Source organism: Pseudomonas sp. BNK-15, assembly GCF_047456105.1.
GTDB lineage: Bacteria > Pseudomonadota > Gammaproteobacteria > Pseudomonadales > Pseudomonadaceae > Aquipseudomonas > Aquipseudomonas putida_E.
In genome coordinates this window covers 2,000,193-2,016,901 of sequence record NZ_CP179898.1, presented here as the reverse complement: position 1 = coordinate 2,016,901, position 16,709 = coordinate 2,000,193, and the positions used below count along the sequence as shown (strand labels likewise).

Here is a 16,709-nt window from a genome sequence, read left to right as displayed (position 1 = left end):
GTAGGAGCGGCCTTGTGTCGCGAAACGAGGGCAAAGCCCTCGCCTGCGCTCTTGAATCAGGAACTGCCCATGCCCCGCTTAAACCACCTGCTGCCCTTCTTGACCTGGCTGCCCCGTCAATCGGGCCGCAGCCTGCGCGAGGACCTGCTGGTCGGCCTGAGCGGTGCCATCCTTGCCCTGCCGCAATCCATCGCCTATGCCCTGATCGCCGGCCTGCCTGCCGAATACGGTCTTTATGCGGCCATCGTGCCGGTACTGGTCGCTTGCCTGTGGGGCTCGTCCTGGTACCTGATTTGCGGGCCGACCGCCGCCATCTCCATCGTCCTTTACGCCAGCATCAGCCCCCTGGCGGTGGCCGGTAGTGCCGATTACGTGACCCTCGTGCTGCTGCTGACCTTTCTCGCTGGCATCTTCCAACTGCTGCTCGGGCTGCTACGCTTCGGCGCACTGGTCAATTTCGTTTCCCATTCGGTGGTGCTTGGCTTCACCCTGGGCGCCGCCATCGTCATTGCCCTCGGCCAGTTACCCAACCTGCTGGGTATGGATTTGCCGAGCCAGGCCACGGCGTTTAAAACAGTACAAGACCTGGCAAGCCATGCTGGTGAGGTCGACTTGCCGTCCCTGATCCTGGGCTTGGGCACCGTCCTTGTCGGTGTGGCCTTCAAACTTTGGCGGCCACGCTGGCCGAGCCTGTTGATAAGCCTCATCGTAATCAGCCTGGTGGCCTGGTCGCTGCCTGGTTTCTTTGGCCATGTACCGCGGGTGCCAGCGTTCACCGGCCAGCTACCCCCACTCAGCCCACTGCCGTTACTGGATGTGGAGCTGATGCTGCGCCTGCTGCCCAGTGCCGTAGCGGTGGGTATGCTGGGCCTGGTAACCAGCCTGTCGATTGCCCGTTCGCTGTCGGCACGCTCCGAACAGCTGATCGACGCCGACCAGGAAATCCGCGCCCAAGGTATGTCGAACATCGTCGGTTCATTCTTTTCAGGCTACCTGTCTTCTGGCTCCTTCACCCGCTCTGGGCTCAGCTACGACGCTGGCGCCCGTTCGCCCATGGCCGGGGTGTTCTCGGCGCTTTGGGTGGCGCTGTTCGCCGTCACCGGTGCAGGGTTGATCGCACACCTGCCGATACCGGCCATGGCCGGCAGTATCCTGCTGATCTGCTGGGGCCTGGTGGACCACCGGGGCATCCGTGCGCTGTTCAGGGTCAGCCGGTCGGAGTTCCTGGTTATGGCCCTGACCGCTGCAGCAACCTTGCTGCTGGAGCTGCAGACAGCGATTTATGCCGGTGTGCTGGCTTCGCTGTTCTTCTACCTCAAGCGCACTTCACGGCCACGCGTGCAGCAGAGCCGCGAAGGGCAGGCCGACGTGCTGCGGGTGGGCGGGTCGATCTTCTTCGGTGCGGCGCACTACCTGCAGGTGCGCCTGCAGCGTTGCCAGGGCCCGCATGTGGTGATCGATGCACGCCAGGTGAATTTCATCGATTACTCGGGTGTGGACATGTTGCACCGCGAGGCACGGCGGTTGCGCCGGGCCGGAGGGAGCCTGACCTTGCTTCGGGCAAGACCGCAGGTGGTCGAGGAATTGCAGAAGCTGGAAGGGGTGGAGCTTTGCCCCATCCAATTTGCGGAGTGATCGTCGGGGCTGCTTGCCAAGGCCTGAGGCCGGCGCTGTACCTGTAGGGGCTGGCTTGCCGGCGATGGGCCGCAAAGCGGCCCCATAAATCTCAGCCCCGAGCGAGCTGCCGGCGTAACTCAGCCAGCACCGGCGCCGTTTCCGGACGTACCCCACGCCAGATGAAGAACGCCTCCGCCGCCTGCTCTGCCAACATGCCCAGCCCATCCAGCACCTTGGCCGCCCCCAGCTTGCTGGCCCACTGGCAGAATGGCGTCGGCTCCTTGCCATACATCATGTCGTAGCACACGGTGCGCCCGGCCTCGACCAGGCTGTCGGCAATCGGCGGCAGCTCGCCGGACAGGCTCGCCGACGTGGCGTTGATGATCACGTCCACCGGCTCGTGCAGCCAGGCGAAACCGCTGGCCATCACCGGCCCCATCTCATCGAACTCGCGTGCCAGCTGCTCGGCCTTTTCCAGTGTGCGGTTGGCAATTACCAAGGACTGAGGGTCATGCGCCAGGATCGGCTCCAGCACGCCGCGCACTGCGCCCCCGGCGCCAAGGATCAGAATACGTTTGCCAGTCAGTTCAACCCCGGCATTCACTGTAAGGTCGCGCACAAGGCCCGCGCCATCAGTGTTATCGCCCCGCAGCGAGCCATCGGCCAGCTTGCTCAAGGTGTTCACCGCCCCGGCCCGTTGGGCGCGCGGGGTGAGGCTGTCACACAGGCGGTAGGCCTCTTCCTTGAATGGCACGGTCACGTTGGCGCCACTGCCTTGCTTGAAAAAGCCCCGGGCGCAGTCGCTGAACTCGTCAAGCGGCGCCAGCAGGGTGGCGTACTCCAGGTCCTGGCCGGTCTGTTCGGCGAACAGGCGGTGAATCAACGGCGACTTGCTGTGGCCGATTGGGTTACCAAATACGACGTACTGGTCCATGAGGGCTCCTCGGTTATCCACAAGCTTACTGTGCAAGCCAATCGCGGTCTTGCAGGAAGTACTCGGTCAGGCGCGCTTCTTCGCTGCCAGGTACGGCCTTCCAGTCGTAGCCCCAGCGCACTTGCGGCGGCAGCGACATCAGGATCGACTCGGTACGGCCACCGGACTGCAGGCCGAAGAGGGTGCCACGGTCATACACCAGGTTGAACTCCACATAGCGCCCGCGGCGGTACTCCTGGAACTCGCGCTGCTCAGCGGTATAGGGCGTGTCCTTGCGGCGCTGGACGATCGGCAGGTAGGCGTCGACGTAGGCATCGCCGATGGCGCGGATGAAGGCGAAGCAGGTATCGAAGCCCCACTCGTTCAAGTCATCGAAGAACAGCCCGCCGATACCGCGCGGCTCGCCACGGTGCTTGATGTGGAAGTAACGGTCGCACCAGGCCTTGTAGCGCGGGTACACGTCGGCGCCGAACGGCGCGCAGGCCTGCTCGGCCACACGGTGCCAGTGGATGCAGTCTTCCTCGTTGCCGTAGTAGGGGGTCAGGTCGAAGCCGCCGCCAAACCACCACACAGCCTCTTCACCTTCTTTTTCGGCGATGAAGAAACGCACGTTGGCGTGGGAAGTCGGCACGTGCGGGTTATGCGGGTGGATCACCAGCGACACGCCCAAGGCCTCGAAGCCACGGCCTGCCAGCTCGGGGCGGTGGGCGCTGGCCGACGGAGGCAGGCCGCTACCGAACACGTGGGAGAAGTTGACGCCGCCTTTCTCGATCAGCTTGCCGTCGCCGATCACCCGCGTGCGGCCCCCGCCACCGGCTTCGCGCACCCAGGCATCCTCGACGAAGCGGGCGCCCCCGTCCTCGGTTTCGAGGGCAGAGCAGATGCGGTCTTGCAGGTCGAGCAGGTAGGCTTTCACGGCCTCGGTGCGGCTAGTCATCGGGTCACCAGGAACGGGCAGGGAAGAATTCGCCGCGTAGCATACCACCGGCAGCTGGCGCGCCGCAGTTGACGGCGATCAAGCAAAGGCGTCCGATAGAAGGCCTTTCCCGATCCCGACAACAGGAGTGCGAGATGGCCAAGCGTATCCAGTTCAGCCAGCATGGCGGCCCGGAAGTATTGCAGCTGGTGGAGTTCGACCCGGCACCGCCCGGGGCGCAGCAGGTTCGAGTGCGTAACCATGCGATCGGCTTGAACTTCATCGACACCTATTTCCGCAGCGGGCTGTATGCCCCGCCTGCGCTGCCTTCAGGCCTGGGCACCGAGGGTGCCGGGGTAGTCGAGGCGGTAGGTGAGGGCGTCACCCGCCTGAAAGTGGGCGACCGCGTGGCCTATGGCGGCGGCCCGCTGGGCGCCTACAGCGAGGTGCACACCTTGCCGGAGGCCAACCTGGTCAAGCTGCCCGCCAACATCAGCTTCGAGCAGGCGGCGGCGGTGATGCTCAAGGGCCTGACCGTGCAGTACCTGCTCAAGCAGACCTACGCCGTGCAGCCGGGCGATGTGATCCTGTTCCACGCCGCCGCCGGGGGCGTCGGCTCGCTCGCGTGCCAATGGGCCAAGGCGCTGGGGGCCAAGCTGATCGGTACCGTCAGTTCGGCCGAGAAAGCAGAGCGGGCCAAGGCACTGGGCGCCTGGGAGACCATCGACTACAGCCACGAGGATGTGGCCAAGCGGGTGCTGGAGCTGACCGATGGCAAAAAGTGCCCGGTGGTGTATGACGGCGTGGGTGCCGACACCTGGCTGACCTCGCTGGACTGCCTGCAACCGCGCGGCTTGATGGTGAGCTTTGGCAACGCGTCGGGCGCCGTGAGCGGGGTGAACCTGGGGATCCTGGCGCAGAAAGGGTCGTTGTATGTCACACGGCCGACCTTGGCCAGTTATGCCAACAATGCCGAGAACACCCAGGCCATGGCGGATGACCTGTTTGCGGTGATCGCAAGTGGCAAGGTGGTTGTGGATATCCAGCAGCGGTATCCGTTGAGCGAGGCGGCCAAGGCGCAGAGCGAACTGTCGGCGCGGCGGACGGTGGGTTCGACTGTTTTGTTGCCTTGAGTGCCTGGCTTGGCGCTTTTAGAGCCTTTGAGATAGAGCGCCGTGTGGACGGCGCTCGTTCTACGCAACAATGCAAAAACCAAGGCGAGCACCTGCAAGCCTCACAGCTACCTCTGCTGCGCAGGCGCTGACTCGATACCTTCAAGCATCGCCTCTACCAACCCCTCCGCCATCTCGATCGCATGCAGGTTCGACCAGTACATGCCGCGGCCTTCTTCGCGCAGGTAATCGAGCGTCTTGTAGCCAGTCTCGTAGGCACACCGCAGGTAGAGGGCTACATGGACCAAGGCGTCGGCGGCGGAAATGTTGGGGTTTACGCTGAACAGCGCTGAATGGCCGGCGTCGCAGCGGCCGAAGGGGCGGGTGGAAGTGCAGGGAAGTGGTGGATCTGGGACGAGTTTCTTGACCATGGAAAATGCTCCTCAATGCCGCTACCAATCACTACCACGTGAATTGGGTGGCGACTGTCCGCGAGGTGGTAGACCCGGGCATTTTCCAATCCAGGCAGGCTCGAAAGCCTCCCGCGTACAGCCGCCATAGACTGTCATGGAAATGATGCATCCGGGCTACCACACCCGATCGCCAAGTTGTTCGGCGACGGTCTGAAGCCTAGAGACAGGACTTCCCACTGAGAAGGTGATGGTATTCGATGCGGGTTGTAGGAGTTTTCCCAAACTGATGTGCTGGCAGTATTCAGGGCCGCTTTGCGGCCCATTCGCCGGCAAGCCGGCTCCCACGCAACCCCTGTGGGAGCCGGCTTGCCGGCGATTCGAGGGCGCAGCCCTCGCCAGCGTCAACCCGGGCGGACGATCTCGCCCGTGGCCAGGTTACGAATCACACTCGGATTCTTCCGCCCACCCAGGGCCCCACCCAGCACCATGTCCAGGTCACCATGGAAATACTGCTCCACTCGCAACCGGCTCTTCGCCGCCGGGCGCCCGCCCGGGTTGCAAGAAGTGGAAATCAACGGCCCGACCAGCGCGCACAGCTCGCGCACCTGCGGGTGATCACTGACCCGCAGTGCCACCGTGTCATGCTGCCCCGTCACCCACTCCGGCAACAGGTCCTGGTGCGGCACCAGCCAGGTATTGGGCCCAGGCCAGGTGCTGCCCATGCGGTCGATCCAGTCCTCTGGAAAATCCTCGAACAGGAAGTCGAACTGGCGGATGTTGTCGGCGACCAGGATCAGCCCTTTATCCACAGGCCGCGACTTGAGCGCCAGCAAGCGATACACCGCATCCTCGTTCCATGGGTCGCAGCCCAGGCCCCAGACCGCTTCAGTCGGGTAGGCGATCACCGCACCGGCCCGAATCTCACGCGCGGCTTGTTGCACACGCCAACTGCTCACCATTTGTGTCTCTCCGCATTTAAGCCATGCGCGCAGTTTACTTAGCCAGCGCGGGCAAACCAACGCCCGGCTTCATTGGTCACCCGGCCCTCGAGCTCCAGCTCGGTCAATTGCGCCAGTACTTGCGCCAGGGGCAGCTCGCTACAAGCAGCCAGTGCCTCGCTGGTCTGCGGTGCAGCATGCAGCAAGGCAAGCAATGGATGGGACGGTTTATCCACAACTGCCGGCGGCAGGTTCTGCCAACCCTGCAAGCTTTCCAGTATCTGCCCCACACTTTCAACCAGCAGTGCGCCGTCGCGAATCAACTGGTGGCAGCCTTTGGCGCCGGGGTGGTGGATCGAGCCGGGAACGGCGTAAACCTCACGGCCTTGCTCGGCGGCCAGGCGGGCTGTGATCAAAGAACCGCTGGCCAGGCTCGCCTCAACCACCAGCACGCCAAGTGACAGGCCACTGATGATGCGATTGCGTCGCGGAAAGTTACCCGGCAGCGGCCCGGCATCGAGCGGGTACTCGGAAACCAGCGCGCTACCGCTGTCGATCATCGCTTTGGCCAGGTCACGGTGGCGCTGTGGATAAAGTTTTTGCAGCCCAGTGCCTAACACACCGATCGTGCCTCCCCCGGCCTGCAATGCGGCCCGATGAGCGGCACCGTCGATTCCCAAAGCAAGCCCACTGGTGATGGTGAAGCCAGCCTGCGAGAGGTAACGGGAAAATGCCTTGGCGGTGTCGAGCGCCGGGGGTGAAGCACGCCTGCTGCCCACTATTGCCAGCTGTGGCCGTTCGAGCAAAGCCGGGTCGCCTGCGACGAAAAGCAGCGGCGGGGCATCATCGATTTCGCCCAGCAGCGCGGGGTAGCCAGGGCTGTCCCACATCAGCAAATGCTGGCCCGGACGCTCTATCCAGGCCATTGCAGCCAGCGCCCCGTCGCGTACTTCGGCACTGCGCCGGGCGTCGATGGTGGCCTGCGCAATGCCCAGCGCACGCCAGGCACCCGCCGGTGCACTGAGCGCTGAAGACGCACTGCCAAAGGCTTGCAGCAAGGTGTGAAAACGACGCAATCCCGTCTCGGGCAGGCGGTGTAGACGTAACCGCGCTTCCAGTTCGGCAGGCGGGCAAAGCGACGAATGGTTGAACGGCATAGAGATCATCCTTGATCGAAACAGGGCCATTTACGTGGCACAACCTGTGGATAAGTTTGTGGGTAACACTTTGAAAAGCTGTCCATTAAATGGACGCTATCAAGCCCATAAACACCCTAGACGAGCTTGCCAGGTGCCGAAATCGTCGATTCCCTTTATTATGTATGCTCAGTTTTCAACCGAACGCACAGTGATTGCCTGACCCTATGGCCATTTTGAACATTCTCGAATTCCCAGACCCGCGCCTGCGCACCATCGCCAAACCGGTGACGGAGTTCGACGACGCCCTGCGCCAGCTGATCGACGACATGTTTGAAACCATGTACGAAGCGCCTGGCATCGGCCTGGCTGCCACCCAGGTCAACGTCCACAAACAGATTGTGGTCATGGACCTGAGCGAAGACCGCAGCGAGCCGCGGGTCTTCATCAACCCGTCGGTCGAAGAGCTGACCCACGACATGGGCCAGTACCAGGAAGGCTGCCTGTCGGTGCCGGGCTTCTACGAGAACGTCGACCGTCCGCTGCGTGTGCGCGTCAAGGCGCAGGACCGTGACGGCAAGCCTTTCGAGCTCGAAGCCGAAGGCCTGCTGGCGGTATGCGTGCAGCACGAGTTCGATCACCTCAACGGCAAGCTGTTCGTCGACTACCTGTCGCAGCTCAAGCGCGACCGGATCAAGAAGAAGCTGGAAAAGCAGCACCGCCAGCAAGCCTGATCCCACCTTCCAGAAGGCTTGCTCCGGCAAGCCTTTTTCTTTTTTGAAGCGAGACCTCCATGCGCATCGTCTTTGCAGGCACTCCAGAGTTTGCCGCCGAACACCTCAAGGCCCTGCTCGACAGCCCCTACGAGATCGTGGCCGTCTACACCCAGCCCGACCGCCCGGCCGGCCGTGGCCAGAAGCTGATGCCAAGCGCGGTCAAAGCGCTGGCGGTGGCCCATGACATCCCGGTGTTCCAGCCGCCAACCCTGCGCAATGAAGATGCCCAGGCGGAACTCGCCGCGCTCAAGCCGGACCTGATGGTAGTGGTCGCCTATGGCCTGATCTTGCCCCAGGTGGTGCTGGACATCCCACGCCTGGGCTGCATCAACAGCCACGCCTCCCTGCTGCCACGCTGGCGCGGCGCCGCGCCGATCCAGCGCGCCGTGGAAGCCGGCGACGCCGAGAGCGGCGTGACCGTGATGCGCATGGAAGCAGGCCTGGACACTGGCCCGATGCTGCTCAAGGTCGTCACACCAATCAGTGCCGAAGACACCGGTGGCAGCCTGCACGATCGCCTCGCCGCCATGGGCCCGCCAGCCGTGGTGCAAGCCATCGCCGGCCTGGCCGATGGCAGCCTGCAAGGCGAGGTGCAGGACGACGCCCTGGCCACGTATGCGCACAAGCTGAACAAAGACGAGGCACGCATCGACTGGAGCCGCCCGGCCGTGGAGCTGGAGCGCCTGATCCGCGCCTTCAACCCTTGGCCGGTGTGCCACAGCACCCTGGATGGCGAAAGCGTGAAGGTGCTGGCCGCCAGATTGTCCACCGGTGAAGGCGCCCCTGGCGAGATCTTGTCAGCCAGCAAAGACGGCCTCGTGGTCGCCTGCGGTGACCAGGCCTTGAGCCTTACCCGCCTGCAATTGCCTGGTGGCAAGGCCCTGGCCTTCAGCGACCTGTTCAATAGCCGCCGCGAGAAGTTCGCCACCGGCAAGGTGCTTGGCCAATGAATCCACGCCTCGCCGCCGCCCGTGCCTTGGCCGCTGTGCTCAGTGGCAAGGCCTCGCTGAACAGTTCGCTGCCAGCGCAACTGGACAAGGTCGAGGACCGCGACCGCGGCCTGACCCAGGACCTGGCGTTCGGTACCGCCCGCTGGCAGCCACGCCTGGACCTGCTCGCAGCCCAGCTGCTGCAGAAGCCGTTCAAGGCCGCTGATGCCGATGTGCAGGCACTGCTGCTGGTAGGCCTGTACCAGTTGTTCTACACGCGCATCCCGGCCCACGCCGCCATCGGCGAGACGGTCGGTTGCGCCGACAAACTGAAAAAACCGTGGGCCAAGGGCCTGCTCAACGCCGTGCTGCGCCGCGCCCAACGTGAAGGCGAGGCGCTGCTCACCGGCATGGAACGCGACCCGGTTGTACGCACCGCCCACCCACGCTGGCTGCAGAAAGCCCTCAAGGCGTTCTGGCCCGAGCAGTGGGAAGCCATTTGCGCGGCCAACAACGCTCACCCGCCGATGATCCTGCGGGTCAACCGCCGCCACCACAGCCGCGATGCCTACCTTGCCCTGCTGACCGAAACCGGCGTTGGCGCCAGCGCCTGCCAGTTCAGCCGCGACGGCATTGTGCTGACGGAGGCCTGCGACGTGCGCAGCCTGCCGGGCTTTGCCGAGGGCTGGGTGAGCATTCAGGACGAAGCCGCGCAGCTGTCGGCCGACCTGCTTGAACTGGCCCCCGGCCAGCGCGTGCTCGATGCCTGCTGCGCCCCAGGCGGCAAGACGTGCCACCTGCTCGAGGCAGAAGCGGGCCTTGCGCACCTGGTGGCCATCGACCTGGAAGCCAAGCGCCTGACCCGGGTGCGCGAGAACCTCGACCGCCTGCAACTGGACGCCGAACTGATCGCCTGCGACGCCCGTGACACCGCCAGCTGGTGGGACGGCAAGCCGTTCCAGCGCATCCTGCTCGACGCGCCGTGCTCGGCTACCGGCGTCATTCGCCGCCACCCGGACATCAAGCTGACCCGCCAGGCTGACGACATTCCGGCGCTGGCCGCGCTGCAGGGCGAGTTGCTCGATGCCCTGTGGCCGACCCTGGAAGTCGGCGGCATGCTGCTGTACGCCACTTGCTCCAGCCTGCCGACCGAGAATACCGAAGTGATCGAGGCCTTCCTTGCCCGCACGCCGGGCGCCCGTGAGCTGGACCTGGCCACAGAAGCTGGTATCCGCCAGCCCCATGGCCGCCAGCTGCTGGCCCAGGAAGGCGGCCATGACGGTTTCTACTATGCCAAGCTGATCAAGATCGCCGCCTCGCGCGGTTAAGAAAAAAGGTTAGGGAGTAGCGGATGAAGATCATCATCCTTGGCGCAGGCCAGGTAGGCGGTACGCTGGCAGAGCATCTGGCCAGCGAAGCCAACGACATCACTGTGGTCGATACCGACGGCGACCGCCTGCGTGACCTGGGCGACCGCCTGGATATCCGTACCGTGCAAGGCCGCGGCTCGCTCCCGACGGTCCTGCGCCAGGCCGGTGCCGATGACGCTGACATGCTGGTGGCGGTGACCAACAGCGACGAAACCAACATGGTCGCCTGCCAGGTCGCCTATTCGCTGTTCCACACGCCCACCAAGATCGCCCGGGTGCGTGAATCGGCATACCTCACCCGCGAAGAGCTGTTCGACAACGACCACATCCCCGTGGACGTGCTGATCAGCCCCGAGCAGGTCGTGACCAACTACATCAAGCGGCTCATCGAACACCCAGGTTCGCTGCAGGTGATCGACTTTGCCGAGGGCAAGGCGCAGCTGGTGGCGGTCAAGGCCTATTACGGCGGCCCATTGGTGGGCCAGCAGTTGCGCCAGATCCGCGCGCACATGCCCAACGTCGATACCCGCGTGGCCGCGATCTTCCGTCGTGACCGGCCAATCACCCCTCGGGGCGACACCGTGATCGAAGCCGATGACGAAGTGTTCTTCATCGCCGCGAAGAAAGACATCCGCGCCGTGATGGGCGAGCTACGCCGCATCGACGAGACCAACAAGCGTGTGGTCATCGCCGGGGGCGGGCAGATCGGCGAACGCCTGGCCGAGGCCATCGAAAGCCGCTACCAGGTGAAGATCATCGAGATGAGCGCGGCCCGTTGCCGGCACCTCTCCGACACTCTGGAAAGCACCGTGGTGCTGCAGGGCAGCGCCTCGGACAAGGACCTGATGCTCGAAGAGAACATCGCCGATGCCGACATATTCCTCGCCCTGACCAATGATGACGAGGCGAACATCATGTCGTCACTGCTGGCCAAGCGGCTCGGTGCGGGCAAGGTGATGACGATCATCAACAACCCGGCCTACGTAGACCTCGTGCAAGGCGGTGAAATCGATATCGCCATCAGCCCCCAGCTGGCTACCATCGGTACCTTGCTGGCGCATGTGCGCCGTGGCGATATTGTCAGCGTGCACTCCCTGCGCCGCGGTGCGGCAGAGGCCATCGAGGCTGTGGCACATGGCGACTCGAAGTCGAGCAAGGTGATCGGCAAGGCCATCGAAGATATCGCCCTGCCGCCGGGCACCACCATTGGCGCGATCATCCGCGACGAGCAGGTGCTGATCGCCCACGACGACACAGTGATCGAGTCGGGTGACCACGTGATCCTGTTCGTTGTGGATAAAAAGCACATTCGCGACGTGGAGAAGCTGTTCCACGTCGGCTTGAGTTTCTTCTAGGGGAGGCGGGCATGCGCGAATCGCTGGAGAAAATGCTGGCCAAGGGTGTGGATAACCCGCTGCTGCGGTTCGGCCTGGGCAAGGCCTGGCTGGACGAGGGCAACGGCGCCGAAGCGGCAGTGCACCTGGCCAGTTGCGTGGCACAGGACCCCAAGTATTCGGCAGCGTGGAAGCTGCTCGGCAAGGCGTATCAACTGCAGGGCGACCTGACGGCGGCGCGCAAGGCCTGGGAAGACGGGATCGTGGCGGCGCAGGCCCATGGGGACAAGCAGGCCGAGAAAGAGATGGCGGTGTTTCTCAAGAAGCTGAATAAAGCCTGAAATGCCGGGGCTGCTTTGCAGCCCATCGCCGGCAAGCCGGCTCCCACAAGTACAGTGCAGGCCTCAAGAACTGCGCGCTCCCTGTGGGAGCCGGCTTGCCGGCGATAGGGCCGGTAAATCCGATGCAAGACTCAAAAGAAACCCCCGCAAAGGTAATCCTGGCTAGAAAGTTCGCACGAGCGGCATTCGCCCTGATGAAAAATCAGGACGAATAGGTCACCAAAGGCGCGAAAATGGCTTGCTGATAACCATAGAATCTCCCACTGGGTTTGCGCTGAGCTTGAGAGCAGCGGGGTAGCTGTGGGGAAAGGGGCGCAAGGCGCCCCAAAATCTCAGTACCAGCGCGCCTCGCCAGGCGGGCGCTTCTTGAAGCGCTTCATGCTCCACATGTACTGGCTCGGGTATTCGCGCACATAACGCTCGACCACCTTGCTCATGGCCGCCGCCGACACGTTCACATCCGTGCTGTACATTTCTTCTGGCGCAGCTTCGAGAAACACCTTGAAGCCCGAGCCATCCGGCAAGCGCAGGGCATGCAGGAACACCCCCACCGCCTTGCCACCGGCCAGCATGTTCGGCACGAACTTGCTGGTCAGCGCCTGGGTGCCCAAGAACGGCACGAATACACCGGCCGATTCCGCCGGCTCCGGGTCGGCGGGAATCCCCACCTGCCCACCGCGGCGCACTTCCTTGATCACGCTGAGGATGCCTTCCTTGGTCGAAGGCGCCACGCGGTTGCCCATCTGCACCCGCTGCTCACGCAGCAGGTCATCCACGGCCTTGAGCTTCGGCGGGCGGTAGAAGATGATCGGTTTGCACTGGTTGCAGTAGAAGTGGTTGAGCACTTCCCAATTACCCAGGTGGCTGGTGATACCGACCACACCCTTGCCTGAGGCCAGGGCCTGCTCCAGCACTTCCAGGCCGTGCACTTCCTTGACCAGCTCAAGCGAACGCTGTGGCGGCCAGATCCAGGCACAGGCACTTTCGACAAAGGATTTGCCGATATCTCTCAGCGCCCGGCCGACCAGTTGCTCGCGCTCGACCGGGTCCATCTCAGGGAAGCACTTGGCGAGATTGATGCGCACGACATTGCGCGAACCGTTGGGGACTTTCCACATCAGCCAGCCGATCCCGGCACCGACGCGCTGTACCGCGCCCCAGGGCAGCTTGGCAAACAGACGCAGCACCCCGACCATCAGGGCGCCCTTGAACTTTTCCACAGGCCAATTCCTTATTTCAGCAAGGCGCGCATTGTAACCCCTCAGCGCAGCAAGGCGGCGTAACGATCACAATCGGTGGTGTGGTCCATGACCATGCCGGTAGCCTGCATGAAGGCGTAGCAGATGGTCGGGCCGACGAATGTAAAGCCGGCTTTCTGCAACGCCTTGCTCATCGCCTTGGCCTCGTCGGTGACCGCCGGCACTTGGCTTCGGGCACTGAAATGGTTGATCTTCGGCTCGCCGCCGACGAACGACCAGAGCCACTCGGCCGGGTTATCCACAGCCAGCCAGGCCTGGGCATTGCGCCGGACAGCCTTGAGCTTGAGGCGGTTGCGGATGATGCCGGCATCGAGCATCAGCTCTTCGATGCGCTCATCGCTCATCTGCGAAAGCTTCACCGGGTCGAAGCCATCCAGCACCTCGCGATAGCGCTCGCGTTTACGCAAGACGGTGATCCATGACAGGCCGGCCTGGAACCCTTCGAGCAAAAGCATCTCGAACAGCAACGCCGGATCACGCTGCGGTGTTCCCCATTCCTGGTCGTGATAGGCCTGGTACAACGGATCGTCGGTACACCAAAAGCAGCGTGGCATAAGGCTCCAATGAGTAGAGGGCGAGGCGAATCAGGTTATACTCCCGCTCTTTACATCCGCATCCCCAGATACAGGTGAATTTCGTGAGCCAGCCTACGCCAGCCGTGCGTACCTTCCAAGACCTGATCCTCGCCCTGCAGAATTACTGGGCAGCTCAAGGTTGTGTGGTGCTTCAGCCCTACGATATGGAAGTAGGCGCCGGCACTTTCCATACCGCTACATTCCTGCGCGCCGTCGGCCCAGAAACCTGGAACGCCGCCTACGTGCAGCCCAGCCGTCGCCCTGCCGACGGGCGGTATGGCGAAAACCCTAACCGCCTGCAGCACTACTACCAGTTCCAAGTGGTGCTCAAGCCCAACCCGGCCAACTTCCAGGAGCTGTACCTCGGCTCGCTGAAAGCCATCGGCCTGGATCCGCTGGTCCACGATATCCGTTTCGTCGAAGACAACTGGGAATCGCCGACCCTGGGCGCCTGGGGCCTGGGCTGGGAAATCTGGCTCAACGGCATGGAAGTGACCCAGTTCACTTACTTCCAGCAAGTAGGCGGCATCGAGTGCTACCCGGTCACCGGTGAAATCACCTACGGCCTGGAGCGCCTGGCCATGTACATCCAGGGTGTCGACTCGGTGTACGACCTGGTCTGGGCCGACGGCCCGTTCGGCAAGGTCACCTACGGCGACGTGTTCCACCAGAACGAGGTGGAGCAGTCGACCTACAACTTCGAGCACGCCAACGTCGAGAAACTGTTCGAGCTGTTCGACTTCTACGAAAGCGAAGCCAACCGCCTGATCAAGCTGGACCTGCCGCTGCCGACCTATGAAATGGTGCTCAAGGCCTCGCACACCTTCAACCTGCTCGACGCCCGTCGCGCCATCTCGGTGACCGAGCGCCAGCGTTACATCCTGCGCGTACGTACCCTGGCCCGGGACGTGGCGCAAAGCTATCTGCAAGCCCGTGCACGCCTGGGCTTCCCGATGGCTACCCCTGAACTGCGTGACGAAGTGTTGGCGAAGCTGGAGGCTGCACAATGAGTGCTCAAGATTTCCTGGTAGAACTGGGCACCGAAGAGCTGCCACCCAAAGCCCTGGCCACCCTTGGTGACGCCTTCCTGGCCGGCATCGAAAAAGGCCTGCAGGCCGCCGGCCTGAACTACACCGGCAAACAGGTGTACGCCGCGCCGCGTCGCCTGGCCGTGCTGATTCGCCAGCTGGATGTACAGCAGCCTGACCGCAGCATCAATATCGACGGCCCGCCCCTGCAGGCTGCCTTCAAGGACGGCGAGCCGACCCAGGCTGCCTTGGGCTTTGCCAAGAAGTGCGGGGTAGAGCTGTCGGAAATCGACCAGAGCGGCGCCAAGCTGCGCTTCTCCCAGCATATCCCGGGCAAGGCCACCGCCAGCCTGCTGCCGACCATCGTCGAAGATTCGCTCAACGACCTGCCGATCCCCAAGCGCATGCGCTGGGCCGCCAGCCGTGAAGAGTTCGTACGCCCGACCCAGTGGCTGGTGATGCTGCTGGGCGATCAGGTCGTCGACTGCACCATCCTGTCGCAGCAGGCCGGCCGTGAATCCCGTGGGCACCGCTTCCACCATCCGCAGAACGTGGTCATCACCACCCCGGCCAACTACGTCGAAGACCTGCGCAAAGCCTACGTGCTGGCCGACTTCGCCGAACGCCGCGAGCTGATTGCCAAGCGCACCACCGAACTGGCCATGCAGCAGGAAGGCACTGCCATCGTACCGCCAGCGCTGCTGGATGAGGTGACTGCGCTGGTCGAGTGGCCGGTACCGCTGGTGTGCTCGTTCGAGGAGCGTTTCCTCGAGGTGCCGCAGGAAGCCTTGATCACCACCATGCAGGACAACCAGAAGTACTTCTGCCTGCTGGACAGCGAAGGCAAGCTGCTGCCGCGCTTCATCACCGTGGCCAACGTCGAAAGCCGTGACCCCAAGCAGATCGTCTCGGGTAACGAGAAGGTCGTGCGCCCGCGCCTGACCGACGCCGAGTTCTTCTTCAAGCAGGACAAGAAGCAGCCGCTCGAAACCTTCAACGAACGCCTGAAGAACGTAGTCTTCCAGGCGCAGTTGGGCACCGTCTACGACAAGGCCGAGCGCGTATCCCGGCTTGCCGCGTACATTGCCCCGCTGATCGGCGGCGACGCCCAGCGCGCCGGCCGTGCCGGGCTGCTGTCCAAGTGCGACCTGGCCACCGAAATGGTCGGCGAATTCCCAGAGATGCAGGGCGTTGCCGGTTACTACTACGCGCTCAACGACGGCGAACCGCAAGACGTGGCCCTGGCGCTGAACGAGCAGTACATGCCGCGCGGTGCTGGCGCCGAGCTGCCACAGACCCTGACCGGTGCTGCGGTAGCCATCGCCGACAAGCTCGACACCCTGGTCGGTATCTTCGGCATCGGCATGCTGCCCACCGGCAGCAAAGACCCATATGCCTTGCGCCGCGCCGCCCTGGGCGTGCTGCGTATCCTGATCGAGAAGCAACTGGACCTGGACCTGACCCCTGCGGTGGAGTTCGCGGTCAAGCAGTTCGGCGCCAAGGTCAAGGCCGCAGGCCTGGCCGAGCAGGTGCTGGAGTTCATCTTCGACCGCCTGCGTGCACGTTATGAAGACGAAGGCATCGACGTTGCCACCTACCTGTCGGTACGTGCCCTGAAGCCGGGTTCGGCCCTGGACTTCGACCAGCGTGTGCAGGCCGTGCAGGCCTTCCGCAAGCTGCCGGAAGCCGAGGCGCTGGCCGCAGTGAACAAGCGTGTGTCGAACCTGCTGAGCAAAGCTGAAGGCGCCATTGCCGAACAGGTCGAGCCAAAGTACTTCGACAACGCCAACGAGTTCTCGCTGTATTCGGCCATCCAGCAGGCCGACCAGGCTGTGCAACCGATGGCTGCCGCACGTCAGTACAGCGAATCGCTGGCCCGCCTGGCGGCCCTGCGTGACCCGGTCGACGCCTTCTTCGAGGCGGTGATGGTCAACGCCGAGGATGCCAAGGTCCGCGCCAACCGTTATGCCCTGCTCAGCCGCCTGCGCGGCCTGTTCCTGGGCGTTGCTGACATTTCGCTGCTGGGGTAAG

At 63.6% G+C, this 16,709-nt stretch carries 16 protein-coding genes; 9 read left to right on the top strand and 7 right to left on the bottom strand.

Annotated features, from left to right (window positions below; genetic code table 11):
• Positions 1-69: 69 nt before the first annotated feature.
• Entirely contained in the window at positions 70-1,635 is a 1,566-nt protein-coding gene (locus tag ACMGF5_RS09250; protein ID WP_119688012.1) for a SulP family inorganic anion transporter, read from the top strand.
• Positions 1,636-1,726: 91 nt separating this feature from the next.
• Here the strand turns inward: ACMGF5_RS09250 and aroE are convergent, their stop codons facing one another.
• Positions 1,727-2,551 (bottom strand): shikimate dehydrogenase, encoded by an 825-nt coding sequence (aroE, locus tag ACMGF5_RS09245; RefSeq protein ID WP_046786807.1) that lies wholly within the window; start codon positions 2,549-2,551, stop codon positions 1,727-1,729.
• Between the two features lie 25 nt (positions 2,552-2,576).
• Entirely contained in the window at positions 2,577-3,488 is a 912-nt protein-coding gene (gene hemF / locus ACMGF5_RS09240) for an oxygen-dependent coproporphyrinogen oxidase (protein WP_046786806.1), read from the bottom strand.
• Between the two features lie 134 nt (positions 3,489-3,622).
• Here hemF and ACMGF5_RS09235 point away from each other — a divergent pair, with 134 nt between their 5' ends.
• Positions 3,623-4,600 (top strand): NADPH:quinone reductase, encoded by a 978-nt coding sequence (locus ACMGF5_RS09235; protein ID WP_115273216.1) that lies wholly within the window; start codon positions 3,623-3,625, stop codon positions 4,598-4,600.
• Positions 4,601-4,707: 107 nt separating this feature from the next.
• On the opposite strand, the gene ACMGF5_RS09230 is transcribed toward ACMGF5_RS09235, so the two are convergent.
• From ACMGF5_RS09230 to dprA, 3 genes are all read right to left on the bottom strand, one after another.
• Complete coding sequence (locus ACMGF5_RS09230; protein WP_046786804.1) at positions 4,708-5,010, bottom strand: hypothetical protein; 303 nt, start codon at positions 5,008-5,010, stop codon at positions 4,708-4,710.
• Positions 5,011-5,393: 383 nt separating this feature from the next.
• Positions 5,394-5,951, bottom strand: a complete 558-nt coding sequence (locus ACMGF5_RS09225; protein ID WP_012312041.1) for an L-threonylcarbamoyladenylate synthase — start codon at positions 5,949-5,951, stop codon at positions 5,394-5,396.
• 38 nt (positions 5,952-5,989) lie between these two features.
• Complete coding sequence (dprA, locus tag ACMGF5_RS09220) at positions 5,990-7,087, bottom strand: DNA-processing protein DprA (RefSeq protein ID WP_204919247.1); 1,098 nt, start codon at positions 7,085-7,087, stop codon at positions 5,990-5,992.
• A gap of 206 nt (positions 7,088-7,293) precedes the next feature.
• Between dprA and def the strand changes: the two genes are divergently transcribed.
• The 5 genes from def to ACMGF5_RS09195 are packed head-to-tail and all read left to right on the top strand — an operon-like array spanning position 7,294 to position 11,816.
• Positions 7,294-7,800, top strand: a complete 507-nt coding sequence (def, locus tag ACMGF5_RS09215; RefSeq protein WP_012312039.1) for a peptide deformylase — start codon at positions 7,294-7,296, stop codon at positions 7,798-7,800.
• Positions 7,801-7,859: 59 nt separating this feature from the next.
• Positions 7,860-8,792, top strand: coding sequence for a methionyl-tRNA formyltransferase (gene fmt / locus ACMGF5_RS09210; protein WP_039603240.1), 933 nt, complete (start codon positions 7,860-7,862; stop codon positions 8,790-8,792).
• The gene (gene rsmB / locus ACMGF5_RS09205; protein WP_414157737.1) at positions 8,789-10,099 is read left to right on the top strand and encodes a 16S rRNA (cytosine(967)-C(5))-methyltransferase RsmB; all 1,311 of its coding nucleotides are present in this window, start codon (positions 8,789-8,791) and stop codon (positions 10,097-10,099) included. Before fmt ends, rsmB begins: the two co-directional genes overlap by 4 nt.
• 23 nt (positions 10,100-10,122) lie before the next feature.
• Positions 10,123-11,496 carry a Trk system potassium transporter TrkA gene (gene trkA / locus ACMGF5_RS09200; RefSeq protein ID WP_012312036.1) on the top strand — a complete coding sequence of 458 codons (1,374 nt, stop codon included), beginning with the start codon at positions 10,123-10,125 and terminating at the stop codon, positions 11,494-11,496.
• Between the two features lie 11 nt (positions 11,497-11,507).
• Entirely contained in the window at positions 11,508-11,816 is a 309-nt protein-coding gene (locus tag ACMGF5_RS09195; RefSeq protein ID WP_046786802.1) for a tetratricopeptide repeat protein, read from the top strand.
• Positions 11,817-12,148: 332 nt separating this feature from the next.
• Here ACMGF5_RS09195 and ACMGF5_RS09190 read toward each other — a convergent pair whose 3' ends face one another.
• Together ACMGF5_RS09190 and ACMGF5_RS09185 are read right to left on the bottom strand one after the other, a co-directional pair.
• Positions 12,149-13,036 (bottom strand): lysophospholipid acyltransferase, encoded by an 888-nt coding sequence (locus ACMGF5_RS09190; RefSeq protein ID WP_012312034.1) that lies wholly within the window; start codon positions 13,034-13,036, stop codon positions 12,149-12,151.
• Positions 13,037-13,077: 41 nt separating this feature from the next.
• Positions 13,078-13,629 (bottom strand): DNA-3-methyladenine glycosylase I, encoded by a 552-nt coding sequence (locus tag ACMGF5_RS09185; RefSeq protein WP_115273214.1) that lies wholly within the window; start codon positions 13,627-13,629, stop codon positions 13,078-13,080.
• Between the two features lie 83 nt (positions 13,630-13,712).
• Here ACMGF5_RS09185 and glyQ point away from each other — a divergent pair, with 83 nt between their 5' ends.
• Together glyQ and glyS are read left to right on the top strand one after the other, a co-directional pair.
• Positions 13,713-14,660, top strand: a complete 948-nt coding sequence (gene glyQ / locus ACMGF5_RS09180; protein ID WP_012312032.1) for a glycine--tRNA ligase subunit alpha — start codon at positions 13,713-13,715, stop codon at positions 14,658-14,660.
• Complete coding sequence (gene glyS / locus ACMGF5_RS09175; RefSeq protein WP_012312031.1) at positions 14,657-16,708, top strand: glycine--tRNA ligase subunit beta; 2,052 nt, start codon at positions 14,657-14,659, stop codon at positions 16,706-16,708. Before glyQ ends, glyS begins: the two co-directional genes overlap by 4 nt.
• Position 16,709 lies beyond the last annotated feature (1 nt).

What these genes read in the sequence shown, in the direction of transcription:
- hemF (WP_046786806.1), bottom strand. Translation starts at nt 3,488, where the DNA reads ATGACTAGCCGCACCGAGGCCGTGAAAGCCTACCTGCTCGACCTGCAA.
- def (WP_012312039.1), top strand. Translation starts at nt 7,294, where the DNA reads ATGGCCATTTTGAACATTCTCGAATTCCCAGACCCGCGCCTGCGCACC.
- ACMGF5_RS09250 (WP_119688012.1), top strand. Translation starts at nt 70, where the DNA reads ATGCCCCGCTTAAACCACCTGCTGCCCTTCTTGACCTGGCTGCCCCGT.
- ACMGF5_RS09195 (WP_046786802.1), top strand. Translation starts at nt 11,508, where the DNA reads ATGCGCGAATCGCTGGAGAAAATGCTGGCCAAGGGTGTGGATAACCCG.
- ACMGF5_RS09230 (WP_046786804.1), bottom strand. Translation starts at nt 5,010, where the DNA reads ATGGTCAAGAAACTCGTCCCAGATCCACCACTTCCCTGCACTTCCACC.
- rsmB (WP_414157737.1), top strand. Translation starts at nt 8,789, where the DNA reads ATGAATCCACGCCTCGCCGCCGCCCGTGCCTTGGCCGCTGTGCTCAGT.
- trkA (WP_012312036.1), top strand. Translation starts at nt 10,123, where the DNA reads ATGAAGATCATCATCCTTGGCGCAGGCCAGGTAGGCGGTACGCTGGCA.
- ACMGF5_RS09235 (WP_115273216.1), top strand. Translation starts at nt 3,623, where the DNA reads ATGGCCAAGCGTATCCAGTTCAGCCAGCATGGCGGCCCGGAAGTATTG.
- ACMGF5_RS09225 (WP_012312041.1), bottom strand. Translation starts at nt 5,951, where the DNA reads ATGGTGAGCAGTTGGCGTGTGCAACAAGCCGCGCGTGAGATTCGGGCC.
- ACMGF5_RS09185 (WP_115273214.1), bottom strand. Translation starts at nt 13,629, where the DNA reads ATGCCACGCTGCTTTTGGTGTACCGACGATCCGTTGTACCAGGCCTAT.
- aroE (WP_046786807.1), bottom strand. Translation starts at nt 2,551, where the DNA reads ATGGACCAGTACGTCGTATTTGGTAACCCAATCGGCCACAGCAAGTCG.
- dprA (WP_204919247.1), bottom strand. Translation starts at nt 7,087, where the DNA reads ATGCCGTTCAACCATTCGTCGCTTTGCCCGCCTGCCGAACTGGAAGCG.
- fmt (WP_039603240.1), top strand. Translation starts at nt 7,860, where the DNA reads ATGCGCATCGTCTTTGCAGGCACTCCAGAGTTTGCCGCCGAACACCTC.
- glyS (WP_012312031.1), top strand. Translation starts at nt 14,657, where the DNA reads ATGAGTGCTCAAGATTTCCTGGTAGAACTGGGCACCGAAGAGCTGCCA.